Here is a 26,478-nt window from a genome sequence, read left to right as displayed (position 1 = left end):
GGGTCAGCGGGCGGCGAGGGCGATCGCCAGCAGCAGGCAGCTGACGAACGAGATCGGCACGAGCCACAGCACGCCGAGGAACAGGGTGACGGTGGTGCCGACCGTCGGCGGGAAGAACCAGCGCGCCCGCGGCAGGTCGGCGGCGTCCTGGAGCACACCGGGGCCGAGACCGAAGCCGCGCCACAGGCCCTTGAGCCGCGAGAACACACGGACGCCGCCCGTGGCTCCGGCCAGCTGACCCAGCACGAGGCGGGCCTCGCCCACGTCATCGCTCATCGCGACCGCGATGCCCAGCTCGGTGGCGAGCTGCTGCTCGTCCTCCACCGCGGCGAGGATCCGCTGCCGGCGCCAGGCGAACGCGCCGGACAGCAGGGCACCGACGCCCGCGATCAGCCCGGCGAGCACGCTCAGCCAGACGTCGTCCGCCAGCACGCTGACGATCGCCAGTCCGGCGAGGAACGGCCACGACACGACCATCACGCCCAGCGAGGGCCAGCGCAGCAGCCGCACCGCGAGGCGCAGCGCCTGGGCCGCGCGCGCGGCGGCGAGCTCGGTCTGACCGTCCACCCGCGTCGTGAACCCGCCGACCGCGGCGTTGACGCGCCGCCCCGTCTTCCCGATGCCCATGTCACCAGCCTAGGAGGGGGGTCGATGACCCACCCGAGGACGACCGATGGGCCATTTCGGCGGGCCCCACGAACACGCGTTGTATCTTGTGTTGTAACTCACAGTTTCGCGTGCTAGGTTCCCCGCACGCCCGTTCTTGCGCGCCGAGATCCCACCCCGGCGAGCACCGTCCCAGAGAGGTGTCCCTCGTGACCCGTTCTTCCCTCATGGCGCGCCGTGTCGCGCTCCCCGTCACCGCCGCACTCGTCGGCGGTACCTTCGCCGCGATCGGCTTCTCCGCCCCCGCCCAGGCCGCCGGAAGCCAGCCCGTCGACAAGTCGTTCACCTACCAGTGCCAGGTCTTCGCCGGCCCGCTCGACCTCGGCCTGCGGGAGGTCGGCGTCAGGACCGTGACCCGGATTCCCGCCACCGTGTTCCGCGGTGAGCGCATCGCTCCGACGCCCGTCGCGATCACGCTGGCCATGCCCGACGTGCTGCGTGACGGCACGCGCCTGCTGGGCACCGAGGCCTCGGGCCAGTCGACGAACGCGGCCGTGACCCTGAGCTCCGCCGGCCGCTCGATGAACGTCCGCATTCCCTCGCTCTCGGCGGCGCGGGCTCCCATCCCCGCCGACTCCGCCTGGACGATCGCGGCGAAGGGCACCGTCCCGGCCATCACCACGCCGGCCTACACCGCGGGCGCGGCCACGCTGAGCATGCCCGCGAAGTTCTACGTCACCGCGACCATCTACGGTTCCGGCGGCAACGTCCCCGCAACGATGGACTGCTCGACGACGCAGGCCCGGACGCTCGCCTCGATCCGGCAGGTGAACGCCGCGCCCAAGGCGCCGCGCACGGTCAAGGTCGTCACGAAGAAGAACAAGGCCAAGAAGTTCGTCATCCGTGCGACGGACGCCGACCGCAACCGTCTGACCTTCAAGGCCGGCAAGGTCTCCAAGAAGGCCGGCAAGGTCTCGGTCCGGGGGTCCAAGCTCACCTTCAAGCCGCGGAAGAACTTCAAGGGCAAGGCCGCCTTCTACGTCAGCATCCGCGACGGCAAGGGCGGATCGGCCAAGACGAAGGTCGTCGTCACCGTCAAGAAGTGACCGAACCACAGGTGTGAAGGAGGGGCGAGGGCCGCGAGGCTCTCGCCCCTTCGTCTGCCCGCAGGGCTACTTCAGGAACTTCGACGTGGTGCGGTCCTTGAGCAGCGTGCCGCCGGTCTGGCAGGTCGGGCAGTACTGCAGCGAGGAGTCGGCGAACACGACCTCGGCCACGGTGTCGCCGCAGACGTCGCACTTCTGGCCCGCGCGGCCGTGCACGCGCATGCGCTCGCGCTTGGCATCCTTGAGGTCGGCGGCGGGCTTGCCGTCGGCCGCGGCGACCGCCTCGGTGAGCACCGACGTCACGGCGGTCTCCAGCCGCACCACCTCGTCCTCGTCCAGCTTCTCGGCGATCGCGAACGGCGACAGCCTCGCGGCGTGCAGGATCTCGTCGCTGTAGGCGTTGCCGATGCCCGCCACGACGGTCTGGTCGCGCAGCAGCCGCTTGACCTGCATCCGGCGCTGCAGCAGCGGCCGCAGGTCGAAGCCGGGCGCCAGCGGGTCGGGGCCGAGCCGCTCGATCCCCCCGACCTCCTGCGGATCGCGCACGGCGTAGACCGCCAGGCCCTTGCGGGTGCCCGCCTCGGTGAGGTCGAAGCCCTCGTGCGGGCCGTCGCCGCGGTCCACGCGGAAGCGCAGGGCGAGCGGGCCGCCCATCTTGACCCGGCTGTCCCCGAAGTGGTCCGACCACCGCAGCCAGCCCGCCTTGGCCAGGTGGATCACCAGGTGCAGGCCGTCCACGTCGATGTCGATGAACTTGCCGTGCCGGGTGACACCGGTGACGGTCAGCCCGGAGAAGGCCGAGACGGGCGGGTCGTAGGTCTTGAGCACGGCGAACGACGCGGGCTCGATCTCGGCCACCACGGCACCGTCGAGCTTGTCGCCCAGCCAGTGGACGAGCGCCTCGACCTCGGGCATCTCGGGCATGGGGTCAGCCTACGAGGCTCAACCGGCGAACGTCAGCCACAACAGCACGACGTTCAGCGCCACGATCGCGGCGGCGGCCAGCGACGCGAGCGCCGTGGTGAGGCGCCGGTTGACGTACTCGCCCATCACGGCGCGCGACGCGGTCAGCCACACCAGCGGGACCACCGCGAACGGGATGCCCATCGACAGCACGACCTGCGAGACCACGAGGGCGCGCGTCGGGTCGATGCCCAGCAGCAGCACGACCAGCGCGGGCACCAGCGTGATCAGGCGACGGGTCACCGGCTTGAGCGACCACGGCGTCAGGGCGCGCATCACCTCCGCGCCCGCCGCGCTGCCCACGGAGGTGGAGGAGATTCCCGAGCCGAGCAGCGCCACCGCGAAGAGCAGGGCCACGCCCACGCCGATCTCACTGCTGATCAGCTCGTGCGCGCCGGCGATCGTGTCGGTGCCGGGCATGCCCTGGAGGTTCGCGGCGGCCATCAGCAGCAGGCCGAGGTTCAGCATGCCGGCCAGGATGAGCGCCAGCACGACGTCGATCCGGGTGGCGGCCAGCAGGTCGCGGACGGACGAGTGCTCACCGCGCACGCCCAGCCGGTCGGCGGTGAGGCTCGAGTGCAGGTAGACCGCGTGCGGCATGACGGTCGCGCCGACGATGCCCGAGGCCAGCAGGACGCTCTCGGCGCCGTCGAAGCGCGGCACCAGCCCCTGCGCCACCTCGCCCGCCGGCGGCGGGCCGACGACGAGTCCGGCGAGGAAGCCCACGGCGATCAGCAGCAGGAATCCGAGGATGATCCGCTCCAGCACGCCCTGGCCCCAGCGGTCGCCGACGGCGAGCACGATCACCGCCACCGCGGCCGTCAATAGGGCACCCAGCGGCAGCGGCACGCCGAAGAGCAGGTGGAACGCGATCGCGCCGCCGATGACCTCGGCCAGGTCGGTCGCGATGGCGATCCCCTCGGCCTGGAGCCAGTAGAGGAAGCGGGCGCGCACCGAGAGGCGGCCGCCGACCTGCGCCGCCAGCGACCGACGTGTGACCAGCCCGAGCTTGGCCGAGAGGTACTGGATCAGCACCGCCATGAGGTTGGCCAGCACGATGACCCAGACCAGGGTGTACCCGAACCGCGCCCCCGCGGTCAGGTTGGTCGCGACGTTGCCCGGGTCCACGTACGCGACGGCAGCGATGAACGCCGGCCCCAGCAGCGTGAGCCGGCGTCGCAGGACCTGCGTCACTAGGCCAGCAGGTCCTGGTACTGCGGGCGCTTCTCGACGAAGCGCTTGATGTAGCTGCAGTGGACCTTGGCCTTCTTGCCGCGGGCGCGCACGTCGTCGAGCGCGAAGGTGACGAGCTGGCTCGCCAGGCCCTGACCCTCGAACCGCTCGTCGATCACGGTGTGGGGGAAGACGACGACGTCGCCCTCCTCACGCGCCTCGGTGAAGCCGGCGCGCTCACCGTCGACCGCGATCTCGTACTGCTGCTCCGCTTCGTTGTGCGTGATGTCGACCGTCATGGATCGACCCTCCCACATCGGCTTTCCCCTGTGCACGACGAGCGGGGCACCACGAGCGGGCCGGCGGGCTGGGACGGTTGGTCCCTTCGACCCCGGGGCACGGGTGCACTCGCTACGGTGGCTCCATGAAGATCAGTGTCATCGGCTGCGGATACCTCGGCGCCGTCCACGCCGCCAGCATGGCGGAGCTCGGCCACGAGGTCGTCGGCGTCGACACCGACCTGGCCAAGATCGAGAGCCTGGCCGCCGGCCGCGCCCCGTTCTTCGAGCCCAACCTGCCCGAGCTGCTCGAGCGCACGCTGGCGAGCGGACGGCTCTCGTTCACCTCCGACTTCGCCGACGCGGCCGACGCCCAGGTGCACTTCCTGTGCGTGGGCACCCCGCAGAAGCAGGGCGAGTACGCGGCCGACCTGCGCTACGTCGACGGCGCCTTCGCGAGCCTGCTCGACGTCGTCGCGCCGGGCGCCCTGATCGCCGGCAAGTCCACCGTGCCCGTCGGCACCGCCGAGCGGCTCGCGGCCCGGCTGGCCGACGTCCAGCCCGACGCGATGCTCGTGTGGAACCCCGAGTTCCTGCGTGAGGGCTTCGCCGTGCAGGACACGCTGCACCCCGACCGCCTCGTCTACGGCGTCCCGGACGGTGAGGCCGGCGAGCGCGCCACCGCGCTGCTCGACGAGGTCTACGCCACGATCCTGGGCGAGGACACGCCGCGCCTGGTGATGGATCCCGCGACCGCCCAGCTGGTCAAGGTCGCTGCCAACTCGTTCCTGGCCACGAAGATCTCCTTCATCAACGCGATGGCCGAGCTGTGCGAGCGCACCGACGCCGACGTCACGGCGCTCGCCGACGCCATCGGCCTCGACGACCGCATCGGCCGCAAGTTCCTCAACGCCGGCCTCGGCTTCGGCGGCGGCTGCCTGCCCAAGGACATCCGCGCGTTCATGGCGCGCGCCGGCGAGCTCGGCGCCGACCAGACGCTGAGCTTCCTGGCGGAGGTCGACGCCATCAACACCCGTCGCCGGGTCCGGATGGTCGACCTCGCCCGCGAGGAGTGCGGCGGCTCGCTGCTGGGCCGCAGCGTCACCGTGCTGGGCGCGTCGTTCAAGCCCGACTCGGACGACATCCGCGACTCCCCCGCCCTGAACGTGGCCGAGCAGCTGCGCCTCCAGGGCGCCACGGTGCGGGTCACCGACCCCGCCGCGCTCGGCAACGCGAAGTCGTCGTACCCGAACCTGCTCTACGTGGAGGACACCGAGGAGGCCCTCGCCGGGGCCGACCTCGTGCTGCTGCTCACCGAGTGGCGCGAGTACCGCGACCTCGACCCGGCCGTGGCCGGCGCGAAGGTGCGCCAGCGACGGATCCTGGACGGCCGCAACGCGCTCGACCCCGAGCAGTGGCGGGCCGCCGGCTGGACCTACCGGGCGCTCGGCAGGCCCTGACCCCTCGGGTCAGGACGGCGAGGACTCGACGCGCTCGTAGGTGACCTTCGAGAGGCCGTGGCGCACGAGCGACTCCTCGGCCGAGTCGCCGAACCGCAGCCGCTTCGTGTGCTCGAGGTTGTCCTCGATGAGCACGCGGTTGGTGCGGATCAGGTCGGCCACGACGCCGAGCATCACGCACAGCATCGCCATCGTCAGCAGCAGCACGCCGAGCAGCAGCGACTGCAGGTGGCCGCCCTGCTCGCCTTGCGTCCACAGCACGCCGTAGCGCAGGAACGGGATCATCCCGACCACGCCGAAGAACAGCGTGAGCCAGCTGAAGATCACGTACGGCTTGTACATGATGAACGACCGGATGATCGCCATGGCGGACTTGGCGATGTGCTCGGGCGTGGTCTTGAACAGGCGCGACTCGCGCGTCTTGGCGTTGGTGACGACCGGGATGCTGACGATCTTCAGGTTCTTGTTGCCCGCCTGGATGATCGTCTCCATGCAGTAGCTGAACCGCGTGATCGTGTTCAGCAGGATCAGGCTCTCGCGCGAGTAGGCGCGGAAGCCGCTCGCGGCGTCGGGCAGCTTCGTGCCAGCAGCCCGGTTCACCACGGCGCTGCCGACCTTCTGCAGCTGCTTCTTGGCCCAGGAGAAGTGCTCGACGAGGTGCACCTGCCGGTCGGCGATGACGATGTCGGCCTTCCCGGCGACGATCGGCTGGACGAGGTCGGTGATCCGCTCCTGCGGGTACTGGTTGTCGCCGTCGGTGTTCACCACCACGTCGGCGCCGAGCTCGAGCGCCCGGATGACGCCGTCGTGGAACGAGCGGCCGAGACCCTGGTTCCGCACGTGGTGGACGAACTCGGTCACACCGTGCTCGCGCGCCACCTCGACCGTGCGGTCGGTGCAGCCGTCGTCGATGACCAGCACGACGATCTCGTCGACGCCGGGGATCTCTCGCGGGATGGACGCCAGCACCAGAGGGAGCGTCTCCTCCTCATTCAGGCACGGGATCTGAACGACTAGTTTCACGGTTTCCTCAAGATCGGGTACGGGCGCTCGCGAGCCATTCTACGGGGCGGAATCAGGCGGGCTTGCGAGCGGAGACGACCAGGCCGATGCCCCGGTCGGGCCGCAGGCGCTGGAGCAGGCAGAACGGGCGCACGAGCACGGCGACCGCCAGGCCCACGAGCCGGTTGGGCGGCTGGAACGTGCGGCCGCTGGCGAAGGTCAGGTCCTCCATCGACGCCTCGCGCCGCGCGAGCTTGCGGGCGTCGACACGGTTGCGCACGGCCTCGAGCGCGTAGCCCAGCGGCCAGCCGTAGACCGTCGTCTCGACGTCCACGAGGCCCGCGCGCTCCAGCTGCGCGCGCAGCTCCTGCGGCTCGTACCGGCGGAAGTGGCCGGCGTTCGTGTCCATCGGGCCGAACCGGCGCTGGAACGCGGGCACGGACATCACGAGGTGACCACCGGGGCGGATCGACGCCACCCAGTCCTCGAGGGCCTGGTCGTCGTGCTCGAGGTGCTCGAGCACCTCGAAGGCGCACACCACGTCGAACGTGGAGGCGGCCGGCACGTCGGCGTGCACGCCGTGGATCACCGTGCCGCCGGAGGGCTCGATCCGGGAGGCGGCCACGGCATAGGAGCTGTCGTCGGGCTCGACCGCGAGGTACTCGCTGTGCTGGGCCAGCCGCGCCCCGATGGCGCCCTGGCCGCAGCCGACCTCAAGCACGGTGCGCGGCGCGATCCGCTCGAAGACCCGCTGGACCACGACGTAACGCAGCCAGGCCCGGATCGCCAGCGGCGGCAGTCCTGCGCTTGTCTTCGACACGCTCACTCCTCCTCGACCGGCGTGATTCCGCCGATCTCGCTCATCATCGGTCGTACGGCTTCCGCCGCGGTGAACTCGCGGGCCGCCCGCTCCCCCATGCGCTCGCGCAGGGAGTCCAGCCGGCCGCGGTCCACGGACAACTCTCGCAGCACCGCAGCCAGGGCCTCGGCATCGCCCGGGGGAACGTAGGCCGCGTCGTCGCCCAGCACGCCGCGCTGGGAGGCCGTGTCGGAGGTGACGACGGCACAGCCGGCCGCCGCGCCCTGGAACACCTTCGTGGGCACGACCTCGCGCGCCTTGGCGGTCGTCCCGAAGATCCCCAGGCACACGTCCTGGGTCGCGACGAGGCGGATGAGGTCGGCGGGCTCGAGCCACTCGATCCAGCGCACCGCCGGGTGGTCGCCGACGATCCGCCGGGCCTCGTCCCAGTCCTGGCCGCGCCCGACCAGGGTGATCTCGACGCGGTCGTCGGGCTCGAGCAGCGCGGCCGCCCGGGCGATCGTCGTGGCGCCCTGGAGCGGCGTGAAAAGGCCGAAGAAGATCGCGCGCAGCGGCTCGTCGACGCCGCGGTCAGCGGCGGCCCCGCTCGCGGCGAACCACTCGTCGGAAGCCCCCACGGGACACACGACGACGTCGCGGCGGCCGCCCTCGGCGAGGGCCGGCACCCGCTCGGCGGTGTCGACGACGACCACGTCGGCGCAGGCCAGGGCCAACCGATCGATCGCCACCATCACGCGTCCGCGCAGGGACCGGCGGGAGGCCAGGCCCCGGTCGAGGACCGTGCCCGAGGCCGAGACGAGGTGGTCGAGCACGATCGGGACGCGGCCGAAGACCAGCCGGGCGAGCACGACGTCGAAGTGACCGAGGTAGCCCACGAGCACGGCGTCGGGACGTCCGCGCCTGCGCTCCTTGAGGCCGAGGCGCACGAGGGACGCCCAGCGGCGCAGCAGGCGCAGCCCGAAGCCGGGGAGCCGCCACGGCTCCTGCACGAGCGTGACGCGCTCGGCCGTCGAGTAGCCCAGGGGCCGGTTGAGCTCGACGACGTCCTGGTTCCACGCCCGCAGGCCGGCGATCAGCACCGCGACGCGGGGGTGGACGGCGGAGTCGTAGGTTCCGAAGGCCACGATGCGCACGCCCGACACTGTAGCCGCTGGGCTCGGTCCGCCCTGTCGAGCGGTTGCTAGCCTCAGCACGTGGACGCGCAGCCGGTGGGGCCTGCCCCGACGGGCGAGAAGCGCAGCGGCGCCCGTGCGTGGGCCCGACGGGCGGCGCTCGTCGTGATGCTGGCCCTGGCCGCCGTGGCCATCACCCGCAACTACCAGGCGATCGCCGACGACCTCGAGCGCATCCCGCCATGGACCGTGGCCGCGGCGTCGGTGTTCGCGGTGCTGGGCATGCTGGCGTCCCTGCAGGTCTGGCGCGAGCTCCTTGCGGGTCTGGGATCGCGCCTGGGCCTGAGGATCTCGGCGCACATCTTCTTCGTGAGCCAGCTCGGCAAGTACGTCCCGGGCAGCCTCTGGTCGATCGTGGCCCAGATGGAGATGGGGCGCGAGCACCGGGTCCCGCGGCGGTCCGCCGCCGTGCTGGGCGTGCTGGCGCTGGTCATCTCCGGCGTCGCCGGGATCACGGTCGCCGTGGCGTTGATGCCGTGGGTCACCCCCGAGCTGCGCCACCGGTTCTGGTGGCTCGTCCTCGTCCTGCCCCTGCTCTACGTCGCGATCCACCCACGGCTGCTGGACCGCGTGCTCAACCGGCTGCTGCGCCTCGCGCGCCGCGAGCCCCTCCCTGAGGCGATCGGCTGGAGGTCCCTGCTCAAGGCCACCGCGTGGCAGTGCCTCACCTGGCTGCTGCTGGGGCTGCAGGTGTGGTTCATCGTCATCGGCCTCGACGGTGACCCGGTGGAGACCCTGGCGCCCTCGATCGTCGGCTATGCCCTGGCGTACACGCTGGGCATGGCCGCGTTCTTCCTGCCGGCCGGCGCGGGCGTCCGCGACGCCGTGCTGGTGCTGGCGCTCGCCGGATCGATGCCGACGTCCACGGCGCTCGTCGTGGCGCTGGTCGTGCGCTGCCTCGCGACGCTGGTCGACCTACTCCTCGCGGGCATCCAGCTGGTCATCCACCGCGTCGCCGCCTGACCTCGTCCGGCGCCGGACCAGCGGGACGACGAACACACCGGCCGTGAGCAGCGCGGCTCCCGCGCTGATGGCCAGTCCCGGCGCGAGTCCGGGCGCCCGGTACGCCAGCTCCACCGTGTGGCGGCCGTCGGGCACCGGCACGGCCGCGAAGGCGTGGTTCGCGGCCACGAGGTCGACCGGCTCGCCGTCGACGGTGGCCTCCCAGCCCTCGCGGAGGATCGAATCGCCCACGACGAGGTAGCCGTCACCGTCGGCGTCGACCTCGACCTCGATCGATCCCGCGTCATCGCGGACCGTGTCGACGCGGGCGCTCGAGCCCTCGGCCTCGAACGGACCGGTCTCGTCCAGCAGCACGCGGTCGGCGGGCACGCCCTTCCCCAGCAGCTCGAGCCGCTCGTCGGCGGACTCCACCACGCGGCTCTCGCCCGCCCAGCGGATTCTCGGCAGCGAGGTCGACCGCTCGTAGACCAGCGAGCCGGCGTCGACGTGCACGAGCTTGAGGCCGTCATCGTCCGGGCGCAGGGCGCGGCACGAGAGTCCGTCGGCGGTCGCGTCGAGCTCGACCGCGCGGGGCGCGCCGGAGAACCACACCTCGACCTCGGCGTCATCCGAGGAGGGCAGGTCCTCACCGGCCACACCGATGCGCAGCTGGCCGTCCTCCATCGTCGTGTTGAAGGCGCGAGCGCCCTCCACCACCTCGCCCCCGGCCGTGACCCGGACGTGCGCCTGGACCCGGTCGTCGTCCTCCAGCGGAACGGTCCGGTCGAGGGACAGGACGACACCGCGCAGTGGTCCCGCCGGCAGCTCGCAGGACGCCCGTTCCTCGTCGCCGAGGGTCACGGTCCCCGAGCGCTCGCCGGACGGATCGTCGGCCCTGCCGACGATCTGGCTGGGCCGGACGGCCCAGTACTTCACGGAGAACTGGTCCAGGAGCGGGTCGTCGCCGATCTCGGGGGTGGGGAGGTCGGCGAAGCGGGTGTAGGTCCGCGTCACCTGGGTGTCGGGCGACACCGCCTGGAGCAACTGCATCCAGGCCGGCGCGGTGAACTCGTGTCCCACCGGCGTCCGGAGCTTGTAGTAGTCGGACGTGGCCGGGTAGCCCCACATGCCACCGCTGGCGTAGCGATCGGCGCCGATGTTCGCCTGGAGGAACTCGTGGGCCTCCGTCACGGGGTACAGGTTGCTGCGGTCGCTGAGTGGCCAGACGTGCCGCGCGAACACGACGGCCTGGACGATGACGATCACGACCAGGGCGAGCGGGACGAACGGACGCACCCGGCGGCTGAGGAGTCCCGCGGCCAGGACTGCGACGCCGGCGAGGGCCCAGATCGCGGGCGCGACGAGCTGGTCCCTGACGAGGCCCGTGGCGCCCGTGATGGCGGCGACCTCGTGCACCCGCCACCCGACGTAGAGGGCACCGAGCGCGAGGACGGCGCCCACCGCGAGGCGGCCCACGAGGGGAAGACGCCGGCGCTCGGGACGGGGACCCGGTCCGTCGTCGTCCGACATCAGCCGGTCGAGGCCGAAGGCAGCCGCGAGGGCCACCAGGAACCCGACGATGGAGGTCGCGCGGCCGATCTTGTTCGTGTCGAATCCCGGCAGCTGCTGCAGCAGGTCCAGCGGCGCCCCGCCGAACCACGTCAGCCAGACCCAGGCGGCCAGGAGCACCGAGATGAGCGCCACGACCCCCGGGCGGACGCGGGCGCTGCGCCCCAGCACGAGGAGCGTCAGCACGAGGAGCACGGCGCCGACGCCGACGTAGGCGATGCCCTCGATCGGGTTGGTGCTGCTCCAGCGCGCGTTGTCGACGCACGTGCCCCACGCCCGTGGTGCCACGCTCGTCACGAGCAGCTCACTCGGGGACGCCTCGCGCGGCTCCCGTCCGGCCAGCACGGTCTGGAGGTTCATCGCGAAGGGCAGGATCTGGACCGCCGCCAGCGCCACGCCCAGCACCACGCCACCCGCCGCGCCGGCGTACGCGAGGACCGTCGCGCGGGTGCCCTGCTGGCGCCATCCCACCACCAGCACGTAGACGGCGCCGGTCGTCAGTGCGAAGAGCGTCACCGCCGGGAAGCCACCCAGCAGCATGCTCGCCACGACGAGGCCGACCCAGGCGACGTCGCGCGCGCGACGCTCCACCACGACCCGGTCCAGCGCCCAGAGCAGCAGCGGGATGAACACGGCGACGCGCGTGTGGGGCCAGTTCGTCCACATCAGCATGAAGCCGCACGTGAAGAACACGAAGGCAGCGAGCAGGCCCGCGCTGCGACGGACACCCCAGCGGCCCAGCAGGGCCAACATCCCCACGACGACGATGACGAGCTCGGTGAGCTTCACCCACGCCGGCGCCACGTGGCTCGGCAGCACCCAGAACGGCCAGGTGACGGGGCTGAGCACCGTGTGGTTCGGCAACGACGCCATGGGTGCCCCGCCGACCTCGTAGGGCGTCCACGTCGGCCACACCCCGCTCCGGGCGGACTCGACGGTGTTGACGATCGCGGGGTACAGGGCGTCGAACGTGTCGCCGCGGCACCACATCGCTCCCGCCGGAACAGCGCCGGTCGCGGTGAACGGCCAGTACGCCCGGAGGAAGTCGACGTCGAGGAAGACCCCGAAGCCGAACAGCGCCGGACCGAACGTCAGCGCGACGAGCAGGACGAAGCCGAGCACGACGACGGCGCGCGTGACGCGCTCGACCGGGGTGGCCCCGGTCCGCTCTCGCGACGTCGTGTCCGTCATGTGTGCTCCCCTGGCCTGGTCGGGCGGACATCTCCTGCGCGGAGATGACGGAGGACGGGCGGTGTCCCCCAGCAGTTATGATGACGGGGCCGACACGACAGGGGGACGCGCGGGTGTATTCAGACGTCGACGAGGACGCCGAACTCCGGTCCGAGCTCGAGCGGTGCCGTCGCGAACTCGCCTCCCTGCGCGAGCAGCACGAGGTCTGCGCCGAGCGCGAGGCCGAGCACGATCGCGGCCGGGAGCAGTCCTTGGAGATCTCCCGTGTCCTCGACGCCCGGTTGACGGCCGAGGAGCGGCAGACCAGCGGCCCGAAGGGCTGGCTGAAGCGTCGCGTGATGCCCAACGCGGCCACGGGCGAGGAGATCGAGGACGTCACGGAGCTGCGCGCCTCCGCCCTGTTCGACGGGGCCTGGTACCTGCGGGCCTACCCCGAGGTCGTGACCACCGGCCTGAGCCCGGCGCTGCACTACCTGCGGCACGGCGCCGCCGAGGGCAAGGACCCGGGACCCGACTTCAGCACCAGGCGCTACCTCGCGAAGCACCCGCTCGTCGCGCGCAAGAAGGCCAATCCCCTCCTCAACCACCTCCGCACGCACCAGTGACCGCCGACGACCTGGCCGCGCTCGAGACGATGTCCGAACGCGGCAGACTCCAGGCCGAGACGGCCGCCGTCGCCCCGTTCTTCGACGAGGCGTACTACGCGCTCTCCCTGCCCGAGCTGCCCGACACCGTCACCGACCTGCTCGAGCACTTCTGCACCACGGGATGGAAGCAGCTGCGCAAGCCGAACGCCGACTTCGACGTGTGGTGGTACTGGGCCAACCACCTCGACCCGGCCGAGGAGACGATCAACCCCCTCGTCCACTACGCGCTCGTCGGTCGTGACGCGGGACTGTCCACCCGTCCGGCCACCACCGCCGCGGGCCCGGGTGCGGTGCTGCCCACCGACCGGCCGGTGCGCCGCGCGACCCTCTTCGCCGGCTTCGACACCGAGGGGGTCGTCGACGAGGCGGCCCTGCTCCTGCTCCGCGAGCTGGCCCGGTTCAGCGACGTCTTCTGCCTCTTCGACGGGTACCTGCCCGACACCGAGCTGGCCAAGCTGCGCGAGGTCGCGCACGACGCCTGGGCGATCCGCCACGGCGCCTACGACTTCGGCTCCTACGCGATGCTCGCCAGCGAGCTCGTCGGGTGGGAGCGGCTCGAGCAGTACGACGAGGTCCTGTTCGTCAACGACTCGTCCTACCTCGTGCGTCCGCTCGACGTGGTGTTCGAGCGCATGGACGCCCAGGCGTGCGACTGGTGGGGTCTGCAGGCCACGAAGGGCATCGCGATGACGCGCGACGTCCCCGAGAACGGGTTCCCCGACCCGATCCCGCTCGACACGGTGCGCGAGGAGCTGCTCGACCGGTTCGAGGAATCGGTGACCTACGACTTCCTCGTCGGCTCCTACTTCCTGGCCTTCCGGCGTCCCGTGCTCGACAGCCCCGTCTTCCGCAAGGTCGTCGAGAGCGTCACCGCACAGCGCTCGAAGCGCCTGGTGATCCAGAAGTACGAGATCGGGCTGACCCACCTGCTGATCGGCCACGGCCACCGCTTCTCGACGTTCATGCCGCACCTGTATCCGTTCCACCCGATCTTCACGCCCTGGGCGTTCCACATGATCGGTGAGGGGTTCCCCGTCCTGAAGCGGTTCCTGCTGTACCAGAACCACTACGACGTGCCCGAGATCTCGCGGTGGAAGGAGCGGCTCCTGGAGGTCGCGCCCGACGCTCCCGTGGAGGTGTTCGAGGAGAACCTGCTCCGCACGGCTCCCGACGACCTCCTGCAGCGCAGCTTCTCGATCCACACCGGCCCCGACGGCGAGGTCGTCGTGCCCACGCCGATGACGTCCCGCCAGTTCAAGAAGGCCGACACCGCGGCGCCGCGCCGGCCCGACCGCTGGGTGTTCGTCGTCGACCCCGCCACGGGCGAGCTGCCCGACAACAGCCGCGCGATCCTCGACCTCGTCGGCGACGACCCCGAGATCGAGAAGATCGTCCTCACGCGATCGGCGCGCCTCGACGTGCCCGGTCGCAACGTGACCCGGCTCCCCCAGCGCAGCCCGCAGGGACGCGAGGCGTTGCTGGGCGCCGGCGTCATCCTGGTGAAGGAGCGGCCCTACCGCACGCTCGGCCTCGCGGGACTGCCCGAGCGCCACGTCGTCGTCGCGGTGCGCGAGGGACTGTCGCTCTCGGCCACCGCCCGGATGCTCAAGCCGGCCGACCACCCGGGCGACGTCCACCCCTCCGACACGGGACCGCTCGAGATGCTGCACCAGATCCCACGCCAGGCGATCAGCGGAGTGCTGACCGCGTCGGCCGTCGACCGGTCGGCCACGCTCGCGGCCCACTGGCCCGCGCGGTTCACCGAGGCCTGGCTGACCGGCATCCCGGCGCACGACCATCTCGTCGCCGAGATGCCTCCGGCCGAGGTCGCCGCCCAGGAGCAGGGCGTCCGCGACCTCCTGCGCGGACGCCGCCTCGTGCTGCTGGCCACGACGCGCCGGTCCTCCACGGGCTCGGCGAAGCCGTATCCGTACTCCCCGAGCGAGATCGACGCGCTCGTTACCTGGGCGGAGTCGAACGACGCCGTGTGGGGGATCCGCGACCCCCGGGGCGACCTCGAGCGCGCCTACCTGCAGAGGTTCGCCGGATCGGCGCTCGACCTGTCGGCGCATCGGTTTCCCCGCACCCAGGCCGTGCTGCGCGCCACCGACCTCCTGGTCACCGACCACGACGGCATCGGGCTCGACTTCATGGCCACCGGCCGTCCCGTCGTCAGCTTCGCCCACGACCTCGACGACGTGGCCGACTCGCTGCTGTTCGACCTCGAGCACCTGTTCCCCGGGCCCGTCTGCCGCGACTTCGACTCCTTCCACGCGGCGCTCTCGCAGGCCCTCGACTCCACCGCGCCCTGGCGGCGCTACCTGCGCACGCGCGACCTGCTGATCGACCACCTCGACGGACGCAGCACGGAACGGGCCGTCGAGCGCATACGCCTCGAGCTCGAGGGAGGTGCCGCATGACGCACGACGAGTTCGCCCTGGCCTGGCTCGCCTTCGCCGCGCGGTGGGACGCAGCCCGGAACGAGTCCGCCGAGGCCGCGCAGGCACTGCTCGACGAGGTGCTGTCCTCGGGACTGTCGCCGGCCCCGGACACCGCCGCGACTGCCCCGGAAGCGGTCGTGCTGGCCTGCGAGATCGCCCTCGTCAAGCGCGCGAAGGCGCTCGACGTCAAGGCCTACCGGCGCTCCCAGTCAGTCGTGCGGGCCGCCCAGACCGGACCGTACAAGCACTACTGCGGCACCGGATGGAAGCAGCTGGTCAACCCGCGGATCGACTTCGACCTGTGGTGGTACTGGAACGAGCACCTCGACCCGACGCGCGAGGACGTCAACCCGCTGGTGCACCACCTGGTCTCGGGGCGCCACCAGGGCCTGCCCACGCTGCCGCCCGCCCACGACGTGCGACCGCCCACGACGTTCGAGCCCGGCCAGGCGGTTCGGCGGGTCTGCCTCTTCGTGGGCTACGACCCCGACGGCATCGTCGACGACCACGTCGTCGCCTACGTCACCGAGCTGTCGCGCCATGCCGACGTCTACTACCTGGCCGACTCCACGATGGCGCCCGGCGAGCTGGAGAAGCTGGCCGACGTGACCCGCGGCGCCTGGGCCATCCGGCACGGCCGGTACGACTTCGGCTCGTGGTCGATGCTCGCCCAGGACCTCGTCGGCTGGGACGTCCTGGAGACGTACGACGAGGTCGTCTTCGTGAACGACAGCGCCTACCTGCTGCGCCCCCTCGACGACGTGTTCGCGCGGATGGACGCCACCCCCGGCGACTGGTGGGGCCTGCACGCCACGAAGCGGCCCTACTCCCGCGACCACGGCGACGACGCTCCCCTGCCGCTGGCGGAGGCGAAGCAGCGCTGGCGCGTCACCAACGAGATTGACCCGCTCGACCACCTGCACCTGAGCTCGTACTTCCTCGTCTTCCGCCGTCCCGTCGTCGCCGACCCGGGGTTCCGCGCGCGGATCGACTCCGTCCGACGCCAGGCGAAGAAGCCGCTGGTCATCCTCAAGTACGAGATCGGCCTGAGCCGGTACCTGCTGACCCACGGCTTCGACTTCGCGACGATCGTCGACGGCCTCTACCCCTACCTGCCGGCCTACACGACCGACTACTGGGGCGTCGTCGCCCAGGGGTTCCCGCTACTCAAGCGCAACCTGATCTCGGAGAACCCGCGGCGCACGCCCGATCTCGCCGCGTGGAAGGAGCGGATTCTCGACCTCGTCCCGGGCGCCGACGTCGAGTCCTTCGAGCGCAACCTGCTCCGGGTCAGCGCGGACGACCAGCTGCGGCACAGCCTCTCGATCACGACGCGCCCCGACGGCACCGTCGACTACCACGAGCCCTGGGCGTGGGCGCGCTTCCGCACCGAGGACCGCTGGGCCCCCAAGTTCGACCACTGGTGGGCGTTCCCGGTGTGCGCGTACTCCCACACGCTCTCGGGCAACGAGCGGGCCCTGTTCGACGAGGTCGCCCACGACCCGTCGATCAAGAAGATCATCCTGACCCGGTCGCGCCGGATCGACCTGCCCGGCGAGAACGTGGTCACCGTCCCGCTGATGAGCCGCGAGGGCCAGCACCACCTCGTCAGGTCACGCCAGATCTTCGTCAAGCACGGACCCCGGATCAACGGGCACTGGCCGGTCTCCCCGATCACCCACAACTTCGTCAACCTGTGGCACGGGATCCCGCTCAAGCGCTTCGGCTCGGCGATGATCGACCCGCCGCCCGAGCTGGAGCGGGCCGAGGGCCGCGAGCACGCGGCCACCCGCGCCGTGGTCACCTCGAGCCGGCTCGACTCCCTCACGATGCGGTCGGCCTTCTGGCCCCTGGCCCACGCCGACATGTGGCCCACCGGACTGCCGCGCAACGACTACATCCGGTGCGAGCCCGAACGCCTCCCGGCCGATCTCGCCGAGTCCGCGCGCCGGCTCGAGGAGGACACGCAGGGGCGCAGGCTGGTGCTGTTCCTGCCGACCTTCAAGGACGCGCAGGACGAGGCCTACTACCGGTTCAGCCCCGAGGAGCTCGCGTGGCTCCAGGACTGGATGTACCGGCACGACGCGGTGCTCGGCGTCCGCGAGCACATGGCCGACTCGGCCAAGACCTACTGGCACCAGCTGGCGCCCCTCGGGGCCATCGACGTGTCCAGTCGGCGCTACCCCGACCTCGAGGTGCTCTACCGCAGCGCCGCCGGCCTCGTCAGCGACTACTCGAGCTGCCTCGTCGACTTCATGCTGACCGGACGGCCCATGGCGAGCTTCGCGTACGACCTCGATCGCTACGCCCGGCAGGAGCGCGGGCTGTTCTATGATCTGAGCCAGGTTCTTCCCGGGCCCGTGTGCGAGACCTTCGACGACCTCGCCGCGGCGCTCGACGGCTTCTTCGATCCGCTGACGCCCGACCAGGAGGAGGACTACGCCTGGCGGCGTCGGCTCTTCTTCGACCACGTCGACGACCGGGCCTCCGCTCGTGTCGTGGCCCGGGTGAAGTCCCTTTACGGCAGCTGACCCCCCGCCTGTCGAACAGAGAGTTGACCGCCCATGTCGCACTACGCCGTCGAGATCGACCCGACGAACCTGAACACGAGCCACGCTCAGGTGATCGATCTGCTCGGCGACGCCCACCGCGTGCTGGACGTCGGGTGCTGGGCCGGTGACCTCGGCCGAGTCCTGATCGAGCGCGGCTGCCGCGTGAGCGGTTTCGAGCTCGACGCCGAGGCCGCGGCGATCGCCGCGGAGCACCTGGAGTCGGTGGTCGTGGGCGACCTCGACGCGGCGCCCCTGAGCGGGCACTTCGAGACGGGCTCCTTCGACGCCATCATCTTCGCCGACGTGCTCGAGCACGTCATGGACCCCGTCGGCGTGCTCGCCGACAGCGCACGCCTGCTGGCTCCCGGCGGCCGCATCGTCATCTCGATCCCCAACGTCACCCACGGCTCGCTGCGGCTGGCGCTGCTGCAGGGCCGCTGGCGCACGACCGACACCGGCCTGCTCGACCACACCCACATCCGGTTCTTCTCCCGCGAGGGCCTGCTGCAGATGGTCGCCGACGCGGGCCTGGTGACCGACGAGCTGCGTGGCACCACGGCGGACCCCCTGGGGGTCGAGGTGGACGTGGACCCCCACGCCCTGCCGGCCGGCGTGCTGGCGTGGATCCGGACCCAGCCCGATGCGATGGTCTACCAGTTCCAGCTCGCCGTCCGGCCGCCTCGCGCCGGCGAGGTCGCCACGACGCCGGAGCTCGTCGTCGGCAAGGACCCGCGCTGGGTGCGTCCGGGCCCCGACGCCGAGCACGTGATGACCGCCGCCTGGCGCGCGCAGCTGGTCGAGCGCGATCGCATCATCGGGCTCGAGACCACGGCCGCCGTGGCTGCGGCGGAGACTCGGCGGCTGCAGGGGATGGTCAAGCGCCTGCGCGCCCAGGTGCGCGAGCTGGAGAAGCCCGCGGCCCCGTCGGCACCCACCTCCGGTGCGCTACGGCGCACGGCAGGTCGTGTCCGGCGCCGGCTCCGCCGTCGCTGAGGCCGGTCAGCGCACGTTGTTGGAGTAGCGCTCGCGCACGGCCTTGCGCCGTCCCCAGCGGTTCTCGAGCCGCGCGAACTCCCACGGGCGGACGGCGTTGTCGCGCGTGACGGACTCGAAGTGCCACAGGCGGACCTCGTGCAGCCACAGCGACCGCAGTCCTGCGCGGCTCGTCTTGAGCCCGAAGTCGACGTCGTTGAAGTTCATCGGGAACCGCTCGCTGAAGCCGCCCACCGCCTCGAACACGTCGCGCCGCACCGCCACGCAGGCACCCGTCAGCGCCGTGACCTCGCGATTGACCTGCAGTTCGCCCAGCTCGCCGGGGGCGTCCTCGGCGGCGGTGCGGTACGGATCGGACAGGAAGCCGCTGCCGAAGCGGACCCCGCCGTGCTGCACGGTGCCGTCCTCGAAGAAGAGCTTGGCGCCGGTCGCGCCCACGCCGGGCTCGCGCAGTGGGGCGATGAGCGTCTCGATGACCTCGTCGCTGCGCGCCGCCATGTCGTCGTTGAGGAAGACGAGGACGTCACCGGCCGCGTAGGCCGCCCCGACGTTGCACTTGGCGCTGAAGTTGAACTTCTCGGTGAAGACGACGAGCCGGATCCGCAGGCCGTGGCTCTCGCGGAGCGCTCGCAGCTCCTCGAGCACCTGCTCCGGCGTGGGCCGGTCGTAGACGATCACGAACTCGAGGTCGGTGTGGCGCGTGTGCTCGGCCACCGTGCGCACGGTCTCGGTGACGAGGTTGCGGTGGGCACCCCAGACCTCGCCGGACGTGCCGATCGTCGGGATGATGATCGAGGTGGGCGTCGTGACGTCGGGACGACGGACGATGCGCAGCAGCCCCGGCGTCTCCGACACCGTGACGGTGGCCTCGATCCCCACGCGGTCGAGGTGGGCCTGCACGACGGGGACGGCGTCCGCGGCCTCGTGCTCGGGTCCCCCGTTCCGGCGGTAGAGGACGCGCTGCACGTGTCGCACGTCGCCGCCGCGCTTGCTGACCCGCAGGAGCGCGTCGAGCCCGGCGGCCGGTCCGCTGCCGGGCGGGAAGCCGCCCGCGGCGAGGAGGGAGCTGCGACGCAGGACGCTGAGACGTCCCACGTAGGCGTGGTGCAGCAGCCGCTCCGGTGACCAGTCGGGCTTGAAGTACGGCCGGCGCCCGGAACCGTCGGGCGCGGGCTCGTCGTGGTCGCTGTAGACCACGTCGAGCTCGTCGCCGGCGGCGTCGACAGCCTTCGCCACGACCACGAGGGCCTGGGCCGTCAGCTCGTCGCCGAGGTCGAGCAGGCCGACGAAGTCACCGGTCGCGGCGTCCAGGCCCGCGGACGGGCCCGCCGCGGACTCCACCGTGACGATCCTCGGCTCGGCCGCGGCCGCCTCGCGCAGGGCGTCGACGACCTCGGACGCCGCCGCGGGACCGTGGACCACCACCCACTGCCAGTCCCGCAGGCGCTGCCCGCGTACGGACGCCGCCGTGAGGTCGAACGCCTCACGGCTCGCGTCCTCGACGGTGGTCAGAAGTGAGAACCGCGGCGTCGTCACGCCATCGCCTGCATGCACGCCGCGAGCCTACTGGGACGACGCCGCGGTTTCACGGGCGGCGATCAGTCGATCTCGCGCTTGAGGATCTTGCCCGTCGCGGTCATCGGCAGCGCGTCGCGGAACTCCACGATGCGCGGGTACTTGTACTGGGCGAACTGGCCCTTGGCCCACTCGCGCAGCTCGGCCTCGGTGGTGGGATCGTCGGTGTTCTTGACCACGACCGCCTTGATCTCCTCGCCGTGCGACTCGTGCGGGACGCCGATGACGGCGACCAGCGAGACCGCCGGGTGCGTCATCAGCACCTCCTCCAGCTCGCGCGGGTACACGTTGTAGCCGCCGCGGATGATCATGTCCTTGCTGCGGTCGACGATGTAGAAGTAGTCATCGTCGTCCTTGCGCGCGAGGTCGCCCGTGCGGAACCACTCGCCGTGGATCGCCTCGGCGGTGGCGGCGGGGCGGTTGTAGTAGCCCTTCATGATGCCGTGGCCCTTGATGGCGATCTCGCCGATCGCCTCGGGGTCGTGGGCCAGGTCGGACCAGTCGTCGTTGATGAGCTTGAGCTCGACGCCCTCGACGGCCCGGCCGATCGAGCCGACGCGGACGGGCTCGCCACGGACACCGAACGAGGCGACCGGCGACGTCTCGGACAGGCCGTAGCCCTCCTGGATGACGATGCCGAACTTCTCCTCGAACTGGCGGTGGATGTCGACGGGCAGCGCCGCGCCACCGGACGCGGCGACGCGCAGGGTCGCCGCGATCGCCTCGACGTCGACGCCGCCGTCGGACTGCGCCAGGGCCTGCAGCAGGCCCCAGTACATCGTCGGGACGCCGGCGAAGAAGGTGATCTTCTCCTTGAGCAGCAGCGCCAGCGCGGCGTCGGGCTCGAAGCGCGGCAGGTAGACGATCGTGCCGCCGAACAGGATCGCGGTGTTCTGGATGACGCTCTGGCCGAAGATGTGGAACAGCGGCAGCACGGCGAGGTAGGTGTCGGGGTCGCTCTCGTCGGCGCCGAACAGCGACGGGCCGAGGCCGGCGTTCGCGCGCAGGTTGCGGTGCATCAGCTCGGCGCCCTTGGGCTGGCCGGTGGTGCCCGACGTGTAGAGGATGACGGCGGTGTCGTCGTCGTCGCGGTCGACGGTGGTGAACTCGGGCGACTGCTTCGCCACGAGGGGTCCGTAGAACTCGGGCGCCTCCATGGGCTCGGGCGCGGCCGAGTCGAGCTTGATGAGGAAGAACTCCTTGCAGCCCTCGACCTGGTTGAAGCCGGCCCAGGCGCGGTCGCCGATCGGCAGGTCGGGCGTGCCCTCGAACGCGAAGAAGGCCACCGCGTCGGAGTCGTCGAGGTGGTAGGCGACCTCACGCTCGGACAGCAGCACGTTGAGCGGGACGACCGTGGCGCCGGCCTTGAGGATGCCGAAGTAGACGATCGTGAAGTAGGGCAGGTTCGGGATCGAGATCGCGACCTTGTCGCCGGGCTTGATCCCCCGCTCGACCAGCAGGTTCGCGACCTGGTTGGCCGCACCGTTGACCTGCGCGTAGTTCAGCCGCGTGTCGCCGAAGACGATGGCGGTGCGCTCGGGGTACTTGGCGGTCGTGTCGTCGAGGATCGCGGCGAGATTGGTCACGGTGCCTTCTTTCGGGGGGTGTGTCCTCAGTTACATCGACACTGTAATCGAGGCCCGGACCGCCTCCGACACCCTGTCCATGACCTCACCAGGTCAGACCGGTGAGCCTCTCGTAGGCCTCGATGTAGCGCTCGCGGGTGCGCTCGACGATCTCGTCGGGCAGTCGCGGCGGCGGCGTGTCCGACGCCCGGTCCCAGCCCGACTCGGCCGACGTCAGCCAGTCGCGGACGAACTGCTTGTCGTAGCTGGGCTGGGCCTGGCCGGGCACGTACCGGTCGGCGGGCCAGAAGCGCGAGGAGTCGGGCGTCAGCACCTCGTCGGCCAGGACGATGGTGCCGTCCGGGCGGGCGCCGAACTCGAGCTTCGTGTCGGCCAGGATGATCCCCCGCTCCCGGGCGATCTCCTCGGCGCGGCCGTAGACCGCCAGGGTGAGGTCGCGCAGTCGCTCGGCCATCTCGGCGCCGACGGTCTCCACGATCGCCTCGAACGAGACGTTCTCGTCGTGCTCGCCCAGGTCGGCCTTCGTGGCGGGGGTGAAGATCGGCTCGTCCAGCCGCGAGCCGTCGACGAGGCCGTCGGGCAGCGGGATGCCGCACACGGCGCCCGTCTCGCGGTAGTCGATCAGCCCGGAGCCGGTGAGGTAGCCGCGAGCGACGCACTCCACCGGGAACATGTCGAGCCGCTCGACGACCAGCGCCCGCCCCGCGACCTCGGGCGGCACGTCGGTGCTGACGACGTGGTGCGGCACGAGGTCGGCCAGCTGGTCGAACCACCACAGGCTCATCCGGGTGAGGATCTCGCCCTTGTCGGGGATCCCTGGCTCGAGGATGAAGTCGTAGGCGCTCACCCGGTCGGAGGCGACCATCAGCAGGTGGTCGCCGTACGTGTACAGGTCGCGCACCTTGCCCGAGTGCAGGTGGGTGGCTCCGGGGATCTCCAGCGGCATGGCATCAGGCTAGTGGCCTGCCCAGCCGCGCGTTTCCGTGGCAGGCTGTGCCGGTGCCATCGACCCGGACCATGACCACGACCCTGCTGGTGTCGGCCCTCGTCGTCTACAGCGCGCAGGGGATGCTCGTCCCGGTCCTGGCGCCCGTCACACGACTCGTCGGCCTCGGCGAGGTCGATCTCGGCGCCGTCATGACGCTGTCGGCGGCGATGCTCGTGATCGCCGGGCCGTGGTGGGGCCGCGAGGTCGATCGCATCGGCGTGCACACCGTGCTGGTCCGCGGGCTGCTGATCGCCACCGTGGGTGCCACCGGGTTCGCCGTGATGACCGAGATCTCGGCACGGGAGGAGCTGCCCCGCTGGGTCGTCCTCGGGGCGTTCGCGCTGACGCGGGGGGTGCTCTACGGGCTGGGCTTCGCGGCCGTGCCGGTGGCGGCGCTGACGTACCTCGCCTCCACGAGCCAGGGCGCGATCGAGCGCACGAAGGCGATGGGCGCGTTCGGCGCGGTCCAGGGCATCTCCCTGGTGGTCGGGCCCGCGCTCGGCGGCCTCGCGGCGATCGGCGGACTGCTGCTGCCGGTGTACCTCGCGCCGGTGCTGGTCGGTGCCACGCTCGTCGCCGTCTGGCTCCTGCCGGTGCCCGAGCGGCAGGAGCGACCGGAGCGCGAGCGACTCGGGTTCCGCGATCCTCGCGTGCTGCCGTTCCTCCTGGCCGGTGGCGCGCTGTTCCTGGGCCTGGCGCTCGTGGAGATCATCCTGGGCTTCCTCGTGCAGGACCGGCTCGGACTGTCGGACACCGCCACCGCGCAGGTAGTCGCCGTCGCCGGCGTGCTGATCGGCATCGGGTTCGCGGTGACGCAGGCCTTCGTGGCACCGCGGGTGCCCGGCGGGCCGCGGGCGCTCATCGTGGTCGGCAGCCTGGTCGCGGCGGTCGGCTACGCCGGCGCCGTGTTCGCCTCCAGCACGGCCACCCTGCTCCCGGCGATGGTCGTCGTCGCGGCGGGGCTGGGGCTCGCGGTGCCCGGCTACAACGCCGGTGCCACCCTCGCGGTCGAGCCGAGCGAGCACGCCGCCGTCGCGGGGCAGCTCTCCGCCACCGTCGGCCTCACCTACGTGGCGGGTCCGGTCATGGGCGCCGGGCTCTACGGCCTCAACGACGTGGCGCCGATCGTGGGCGCCGCGCTGCTGTCGGTCGTGGCAGCCGGATTGGCCTTCGCGCGGCTGCGACCCGTGGCACGATGACGCCATGGGCGTCGTTCATCCGGGTTCCGAGCTGAACCCCACCAAGGCCGAGCTGCTCGAGGCATGGCTGCCCCGCCAGCCGTGGTGGCCGGCCGGCGCGTCGGTTCCCCCCTTCCAGGCCAACTTCCGCTTCGACGATCCCGAGGGCGAGGTGGGGATCGAGGGGTTCCTGCTGCCCGTCGGCGACACGGTCGTGCACGTCCCGCTGACCTACCGCTCGGCACCGCTCGACGGCGGTGAGCTCGTGGGCGAGATGGACCACTCGGCGCTGGGTCGCCGTTGGATCTACGACGGCGCGACCGATCCCGTCTACGTCGCCGAGACGACCGCCGTGATCCGCGAGGGCCGCGGCGAGGTCACGATGTTGACCCCCGACGGCACGCCCATCTCCCGTCGCTCGTTCACCGCGGCGGTGCACGGCAGCGGATCGGGCGACGGCACGCTCCACGTGGCCCGGATCGTCGACGCTCAGGCGCCCGCGGAGGCCACCGGACTCCTCACCGCGACGTGGGCGGAGCACCCCGGTCCTGTCGTGCTGGCCTGGCTCGCCTGATCTCGATACACCTGCTCGTTCCTCGCAGGCACTCGATCACCGGCTCCGGTGATCGAGTAGCCGGCGAGCGCAGCGAGCCGCGTATCGAGATCACGTGACCCCGGCCGCCGGTGATCGAGTAGCTGGCGAGCGCAGCGAGCCGCGTATCGAGATCACGTGTACCCGGCCGCGGTGATCGAGTAGCTGGGGAGCGCAGCGAGCCGCGTACCGAGATCAGGTGACCCGGCGAATCGTCAGAGGATGGCGCCCGGCGCGTAGGCGGCGGCCTCGGGGTGGCGCTTCAGCACGGCGTCGACCTGCGACAGCACCGCGGAGACCTGGGAGACGGCGGCGCCCGTGAAGGCCAGCGGCTCGGCCACGAGACGTTGGAGGTCCTCGGCGGTGAGACCGAGACGGTCGTCGGCGGCCAGCCGGTCGAGCAGGTCGTTGTCGGCGGTCCCCTGCTCACGCATCTCGAGCGCGACCGCGACGGCGTGCTCCTTGATGGCCTCGTGGGCGGTCTCGCGACCGACGCCGTGCCGCACCGCGGCCATCAGGACCTTCGTGGTGGCCAGGAACGGCAGGTAGCGGTCGAGCTCGCGCTGGACCACGGCCGGGAACACGCCGAACTCGTCCAGCACGGTCAGGAACGTCTCGAACAGGCCGTCGGCGGCGTAGAACGCGTCCGGGAGAGCCACGCGGCGCACGACCGAGCACGACACGTCGCCCTCGTTCCACTGGTCGCCGGAGAGCTCGCCCACCATCGACGCGTAGCCGCGCAGCACGACCGCGAGACCGTTGACGCGCTCGCACGAGCGGGTGTTCATCTTGTGCGGCATCGCCGACGAGCCGACCTGGCCCGGCTTGAATCCCTCGGTGACCAGCTCGTTGCCCGCCATGAGGCGCACCGTGAGCGCCAGGCTCGACGGCGCGGCGACCAGCTGCACGAGCGCGCTGACGGCGTCGAAGTCGAGGGACCGCGGGTAGACCTGGCCGACGCTCGTGAACGTGCGCTCGAAGCCCAGGTGCGCCGCGACGCGCTGCTCGAGGTCGGCCAGCTTCGCCTCGTCGCCACCGAGGAGGTCGAGCATGTCCTGGCCGGTGCCGACCGGGCCCTTGATCCCGCGCAGCGGGTACCGGGCGATCAGCTGCTCGACGCGCTCGATGCCGACGAGCAGCTCGTCGGCCGTGGTCGCGAAGCGCTTGCCCATCGTGGTGGCCTGCGCGGCGACGTTGTGGCTGCGTCCGGCCATCACCAGCTCGGCGTGCTCACCCGCCAGTCGGCCCAGGCGCGCCAGCGCGGCGACGGCCCGGTCGCGCACCAGCGCCAGCGAGGCACGGACCTGGAGCTGCTCGACGTTCTCGGTCAGGTCGCGCGAGGTCATGCCCTTGTGGATGTGCTCGCTGCCGGCGAGAGCGGCGAACTCCTCGATGCGGGCCTTCACGTCGTGACGGGTCACGCGCTCGCGCGCGGCGATCGACTCGAGGTCGACCTGGTCGACGACCGCCTCGTGCGCCTCGATGACGCCGTCGGGGGTCTCGACGCCGAGGTCGCGCTGGGCCTTCAGGACCGCGATCCACAGCTGGCGCTCGAGGACGATCTTGTGCTCGGGCGACCAGATGCGTGCCAGCTCGGCGGACGCGTAACGGGAGGCGAGGACGTTCGGAGTGGTCACCCGCCCA

General features: G+C 71.5%; 21 protein-coding genes. 9 read left to right on the top strand and 12 right to left on the bottom strand.

The genetic code is table 11. From position 1 onward, the window contains the following. Positions 1–3: 3 nt before the first annotated feature. On the bottom strand, positions 4–627 hold the full coding sequence (locus B2363_RS14245; RefSeq protein ID WP_286930982.1) for a hypothetical protein: 624 nt from the start codon (positions 625–627) through the stop codon (positions 4–6). A gap of 188 nt (positions 628–815) precedes the next feature. On the opposite strand from B2363_RS14245, the gene B2363_RS14240 reads away from it, so the two are divergent. Beyond that, complete coding sequence (locus B2363_RS14240; protein ID WP_286930981.1) at positions 816–1,712, top strand: DUF6801 domain-containing protein; 897 nt, start codon at positions 816–818, stop codon at positions 1,710–1,712. Between the two features lie 66 nt (positions 1,713–1,778). Here the strand turns inward: B2363_RS14240 and B2363_RS14235 are convergent, their stop codons facing one another. From B2363_RS14235 to B2363_RS14225, 3 genes are read right to left on the bottom strand one after another with little or no spacing between them, the layout of a single operon-like run. After that, positions 1,779–2,636, bottom strand: a complete 858-nt coding sequence (locus B2363_RS14235) for an Fpg/Nei family DNA glycosylase (RefSeq protein ID WP_286930980.1) — start codon at positions 2,634–2,636, stop codon at positions 1,779–1,781. 18 nt (positions 2,637–2,654) lie between these two features. Then, entirely contained in the window at positions 2,655–3,869 is a 1,215-nt protein-coding gene (locus B2363_RS14230; protein WP_286930978.1) for an Nramp family divalent metal transporter, read from the bottom strand. Beyond that, entirely contained in the window at positions 3,869–4,147 is a 279-nt protein-coding gene (locus tag B2363_RS14225; RefSeq protein WP_241732805.1) for a GNAT family N-acetyltransferase, read from the bottom strand. Before B2363_RS14225 ends, B2363_RS14230 begins: the two co-directional genes overlap by 1 nt. Positions 4,148–4,272: 125 nt before the next feature. Here B2363_RS14225 and B2363_RS14220 point away from each other — a divergent pair, with 125 nt between their 5' ends. Then, the gene (locus tag B2363_RS14220) at positions 4,273–5,586 is read left to right on the top strand and encodes a UDP-glucose dehydrogenase family protein (RefSeq protein WP_286930976.1); all 1,314 of its coding nucleotides are present in this window, start codon (positions 4,273–4,275) and stop codon (positions 5,584–5,586) included. 9 nt (positions 5,587–5,595) lie between these two features. Here B2363_RS14220 and B2363_RS14215 read toward each other — a convergent pair whose 3' ends face one another. Genes B2363_RS14215 through B2363_RS14205 form a run of 3 tightly spaced genes read right to left on the bottom strand, consistent with a single transcriptional unit; the run spans position 5,596 to position 8,541 of the window. Continuing rightward, on the bottom strand, positions 5,596–6,609 hold the full coding sequence (locus B2363_RS14215; protein ID WP_286930975.1) for a glycosyltransferase family 2 protein: 1,014 nt from the start codon (positions 6,607–6,609) through the stop codon (positions 5,596–5,598). A gap of 52 nt (positions 6,610–6,661) precedes the next feature. Continuing rightward, on the bottom strand, positions 6,662–7,408 hold the full coding sequence (locus B2363_RS14210; protein WP_286930974.1) for a class I SAM-dependent methyltransferase: 747 nt from the start codon (positions 7,406–7,408) through the stop codon (positions 6,662–6,664). 2 nt (positions 7,409–7,410) lie between these two features. Next, entirely contained in the window at positions 7,411–8,541 is a 1,131-nt protein-coding gene (locus B2363_RS14205; RefSeq protein ID WP_286930972.1) for a glycosyltransferase family protein, read from the bottom strand. 60 nt (positions 8,542–8,601) lie between these two features. Here B2363_RS14205 and B2363_RS14200 point away from each other — a divergent pair, with 60 nt between their 5' ends. After that, complete coding sequence (locus tag B2363_RS14200; RefSeq protein WP_286930970.1) at positions 8,602–9,543, top strand: lysylphosphatidylglycerol synthase transmembrane domain-containing protein; 942 nt, start codon at positions 8,602–8,604, stop codon at positions 9,541–9,543. Here B2363_RS14200 and B2363_RS14195 read toward each other — a convergent pair. Continuing rightward, the gene (locus tag B2363_RS14195; RefSeq protein ID WP_286930968.1) at positions 9,496–12,282 is read right to left on the bottom strand and encodes a YfhO family protein; all 2,787 of its coding nucleotides are present in this window, start codon (positions 12,280–12,282) and stop codon (positions 9,496–9,498) included. The two genes, B2363_RS14200 and B2363_RS14195, sit on opposite strands and share 48 nt — an antisense overlap. Positions 12,283–12,395: 113 nt before the next feature. Here B2363_RS14195 and B2363_RS14190 point away from each other — a divergent pair, with 113 nt between their 5' ends. Genes B2363_RS14190 through B2363_RS14175 form a run of 4 tightly spaced genes read left to right on the top strand, consistent with a single transcriptional unit; the run spans position 12,396 to position 18,915 of the window. After that, positions 12,396–12,887 (top strand): hypothetical protein, encoded by a 492-nt coding sequence (locus tag B2363_RS14190; protein ID WP_286930966.1) that lies wholly within the window; start codon positions 12,396–12,398, stop codon positions 12,885–12,887. After that, complete coding sequence (locus tag B2363_RS14185) at positions 12,884–15,349, top strand: rhamnan synthesis F family protein (protein WP_286930965.1); 2,466 nt, start codon at positions 12,884–12,886, stop codon at positions 15,347–15,349. The genes B2363_RS14190 and B2363_RS14185 overlap by 4 nt, the downstream gene beginning before the upstream one ends. Continuing rightward, a complete protein-coding gene (locus B2363_RS14180) occupies positions 15,346–17,901 on the top strand; it encodes a CDP-glycerol glycerophosphotransferase family protein (protein ID WP_286930963.1) in 2,556 nt (851 codons plus the stop codon). Before B2363_RS14185 ends, B2363_RS14180 begins: the two co-directional genes overlap by 4 nt. Before the next feature lie 33 nt (positions 17,902–17,934). Then, positions 17,935–18,915, top strand: coding sequence for a class I SAM-dependent methyltransferase (locus B2363_RS14175; protein ID WP_286930961.1), 981 nt, complete (start codon positions 17,935–17,937; stop codon positions 18,913–18,915). A gap of 6 nt (positions 18,916–18,921) precedes the next feature. Here the strand turns inward: B2363_RS14175 and B2363_RS14170 are convergent, their stop codons facing one another. From B2363_RS14170 to B2363_RS14160, 3 genes are all read right to left on the bottom strand, one after another. Continuing rightward, positions 18,922–20,469, bottom strand: a complete 1,548-nt coding sequence (locus B2363_RS14170) for a glycosyltransferase family 2 protein (protein WP_286930959.1) — start codon at positions 20,467–20,469, stop codon at positions 18,922–18,924. Positions 20,470–20,513: 44 nt separating this feature from the next. Beyond that, entirely contained in the window at positions 20,514–22,076 is a 1,563-nt protein-coding gene (locus B2363_RS14165; protein WP_286930957.1) for a long-chain-fatty-acid--CoA ligase, read from the bottom strand. A gap of 85 nt (positions 22,077–22,161) precedes the next feature. Next, positions 22,162–23,022 (bottom strand): phosphoribosylaminoimidazolesuccinocarboxamide synthase, encoded by an 861-nt coding sequence (locus B2363_RS14160; protein WP_286930955.1) that lies wholly within the window; start codon positions 23,020–23,022, stop codon positions 22,162–22,164. A 71-nt stretch (positions 23,023–23,093) separates the two neighbouring features. On the opposite strand from B2363_RS14160, the gene B2363_RS14155 reads away from it, so the two are divergent. Together B2363_RS14155 and B2363_RS14150 are read left to right on the top strand one after the other, a co-directional pair. Further along, positions 23,094–24,263: an MFS transporter gene (locus B2363_RS14155; protein WP_286930954.1), complete on the top strand. Its 1,170-nt coding sequence runs from the start codon at positions 23,094–23,096 to the stop codon at positions 24,261–24,263. Positions 24,264–24,267: 4 nt separating this feature from the next. Further along, positions 24,268–24,816 carry a maltokinase N-terminal cap-like domain-containing protein gene (locus tag B2363_RS14150; protein ID WP_286930952.1) on the top strand — a complete coding sequence of 183 codons (549 nt, stop codon included), beginning with the start codon at positions 24,268–24,270 and terminating at the stop codon, positions 24,814–24,816. Between the two features lie 233 nt (positions 24,817–25,049). Here B2363_RS14150 and purB read toward each other — a convergent pair whose 3' ends face one another. Then, on the bottom strand, positions 25,050–26,471 hold the full coding sequence (purB, locus tag B2363_RS14145; RefSeq protein ID WP_286930950.1) for an adenylosuccinate lyase: 1,422 nt from the start codon (positions 26,469–26,471) through the stop codon (positions 25,050–25,052). Positions 26,472–26,478 lie beyond the last annotated feature (7 nt).

Source organism: Aeromicrobium sp. UBA7512, from assembly GCF_002476985.1.
GTDB classification, from domain to species: Bacteria; Actinomycetota; Actinomycetes; order Propionibacteriales; family Nocardioidaceae; genus Aeromicrobium; species Aeromicrobium phoceense.
This window is presented reverse-complemented; position numbering and strand designations above follow the sequence as displayed.

What these genes read in the sequence shown, in the direction of transcription:
- B2363_RS14235 (WP_286930980.1), bottom strand. Translation starts at nt 2,636, where the DNA reads ATGCCCGAGATGCCCGAGGTCGAGGCGCTCGTCCACTGGCTGGGCGAC.
- B2363_RS14175 (WP_286930961.1), top strand. Translation starts at nt 17,935, where the DNA reads ATGTCGCACTACGCCGTCGAGATCGACCCGACGAACCTGAACACGAGC.
- B2363_RS14195 (WP_286930968.1), bottom strand. Translation starts at nt 12,282, where the DNA reads ATGACGGACACGACGTCGCGAGAGCGGACCGGGGCCACCCCGGTCGAG.
- B2363_RS14160 (WP_286930955.1), bottom strand. Translation starts at nt 23,022, where the DNA reads ATGCCGCTGGAGATCCCCGGAGCCACCCACCTGCACTCGGGCAAGGTG.
- B2363_RS14225 (WP_241732805.1), bottom strand. Translation starts at nt 4,147, where the DNA reads ATGACGGTCGACATCACGCACAACGAAGCGGAGCAGCAGTACGAGATC.
- B2363_RS14150 (WP_286930952.1), top strand. Translation starts at nt 24,268, where the DNA reads ATGGGCGTCGTTCATCCGGGTTCCGAGCTGAACCCCACCAAGGCCGAG.
- B2363_RS14220 (WP_286930976.1), top strand. Translation starts at nt 4,273, where the DNA reads ATGAAGATCAGTGTCATCGGCTGCGGATACCTCGGCGCCGTCCACGCC.
- B2363_RS14245 (WP_286930982.1), bottom strand. Translation starts at nt 627, where the DNA reads ATGGGCATCGGGAAGACGGGGCGGCGCGTCAACGCCGCGGTCGGCGGG.
- B2363_RS14180 (WP_286930963.1), top strand. Translation starts at nt 15,346, where the DNA reads ATGACGCACGACGAGTTCGCCCTGGCCTGGCTCGCCTTCGCCGCGCGG.
- B2363_RS14155 (WP_286930954.1), top strand. Translation starts at nt 23,094, where the DNA reads ATGACCACGACCCTGCTGGTGTCGGCCCTCGTCGTCTACAGCGCGCAG.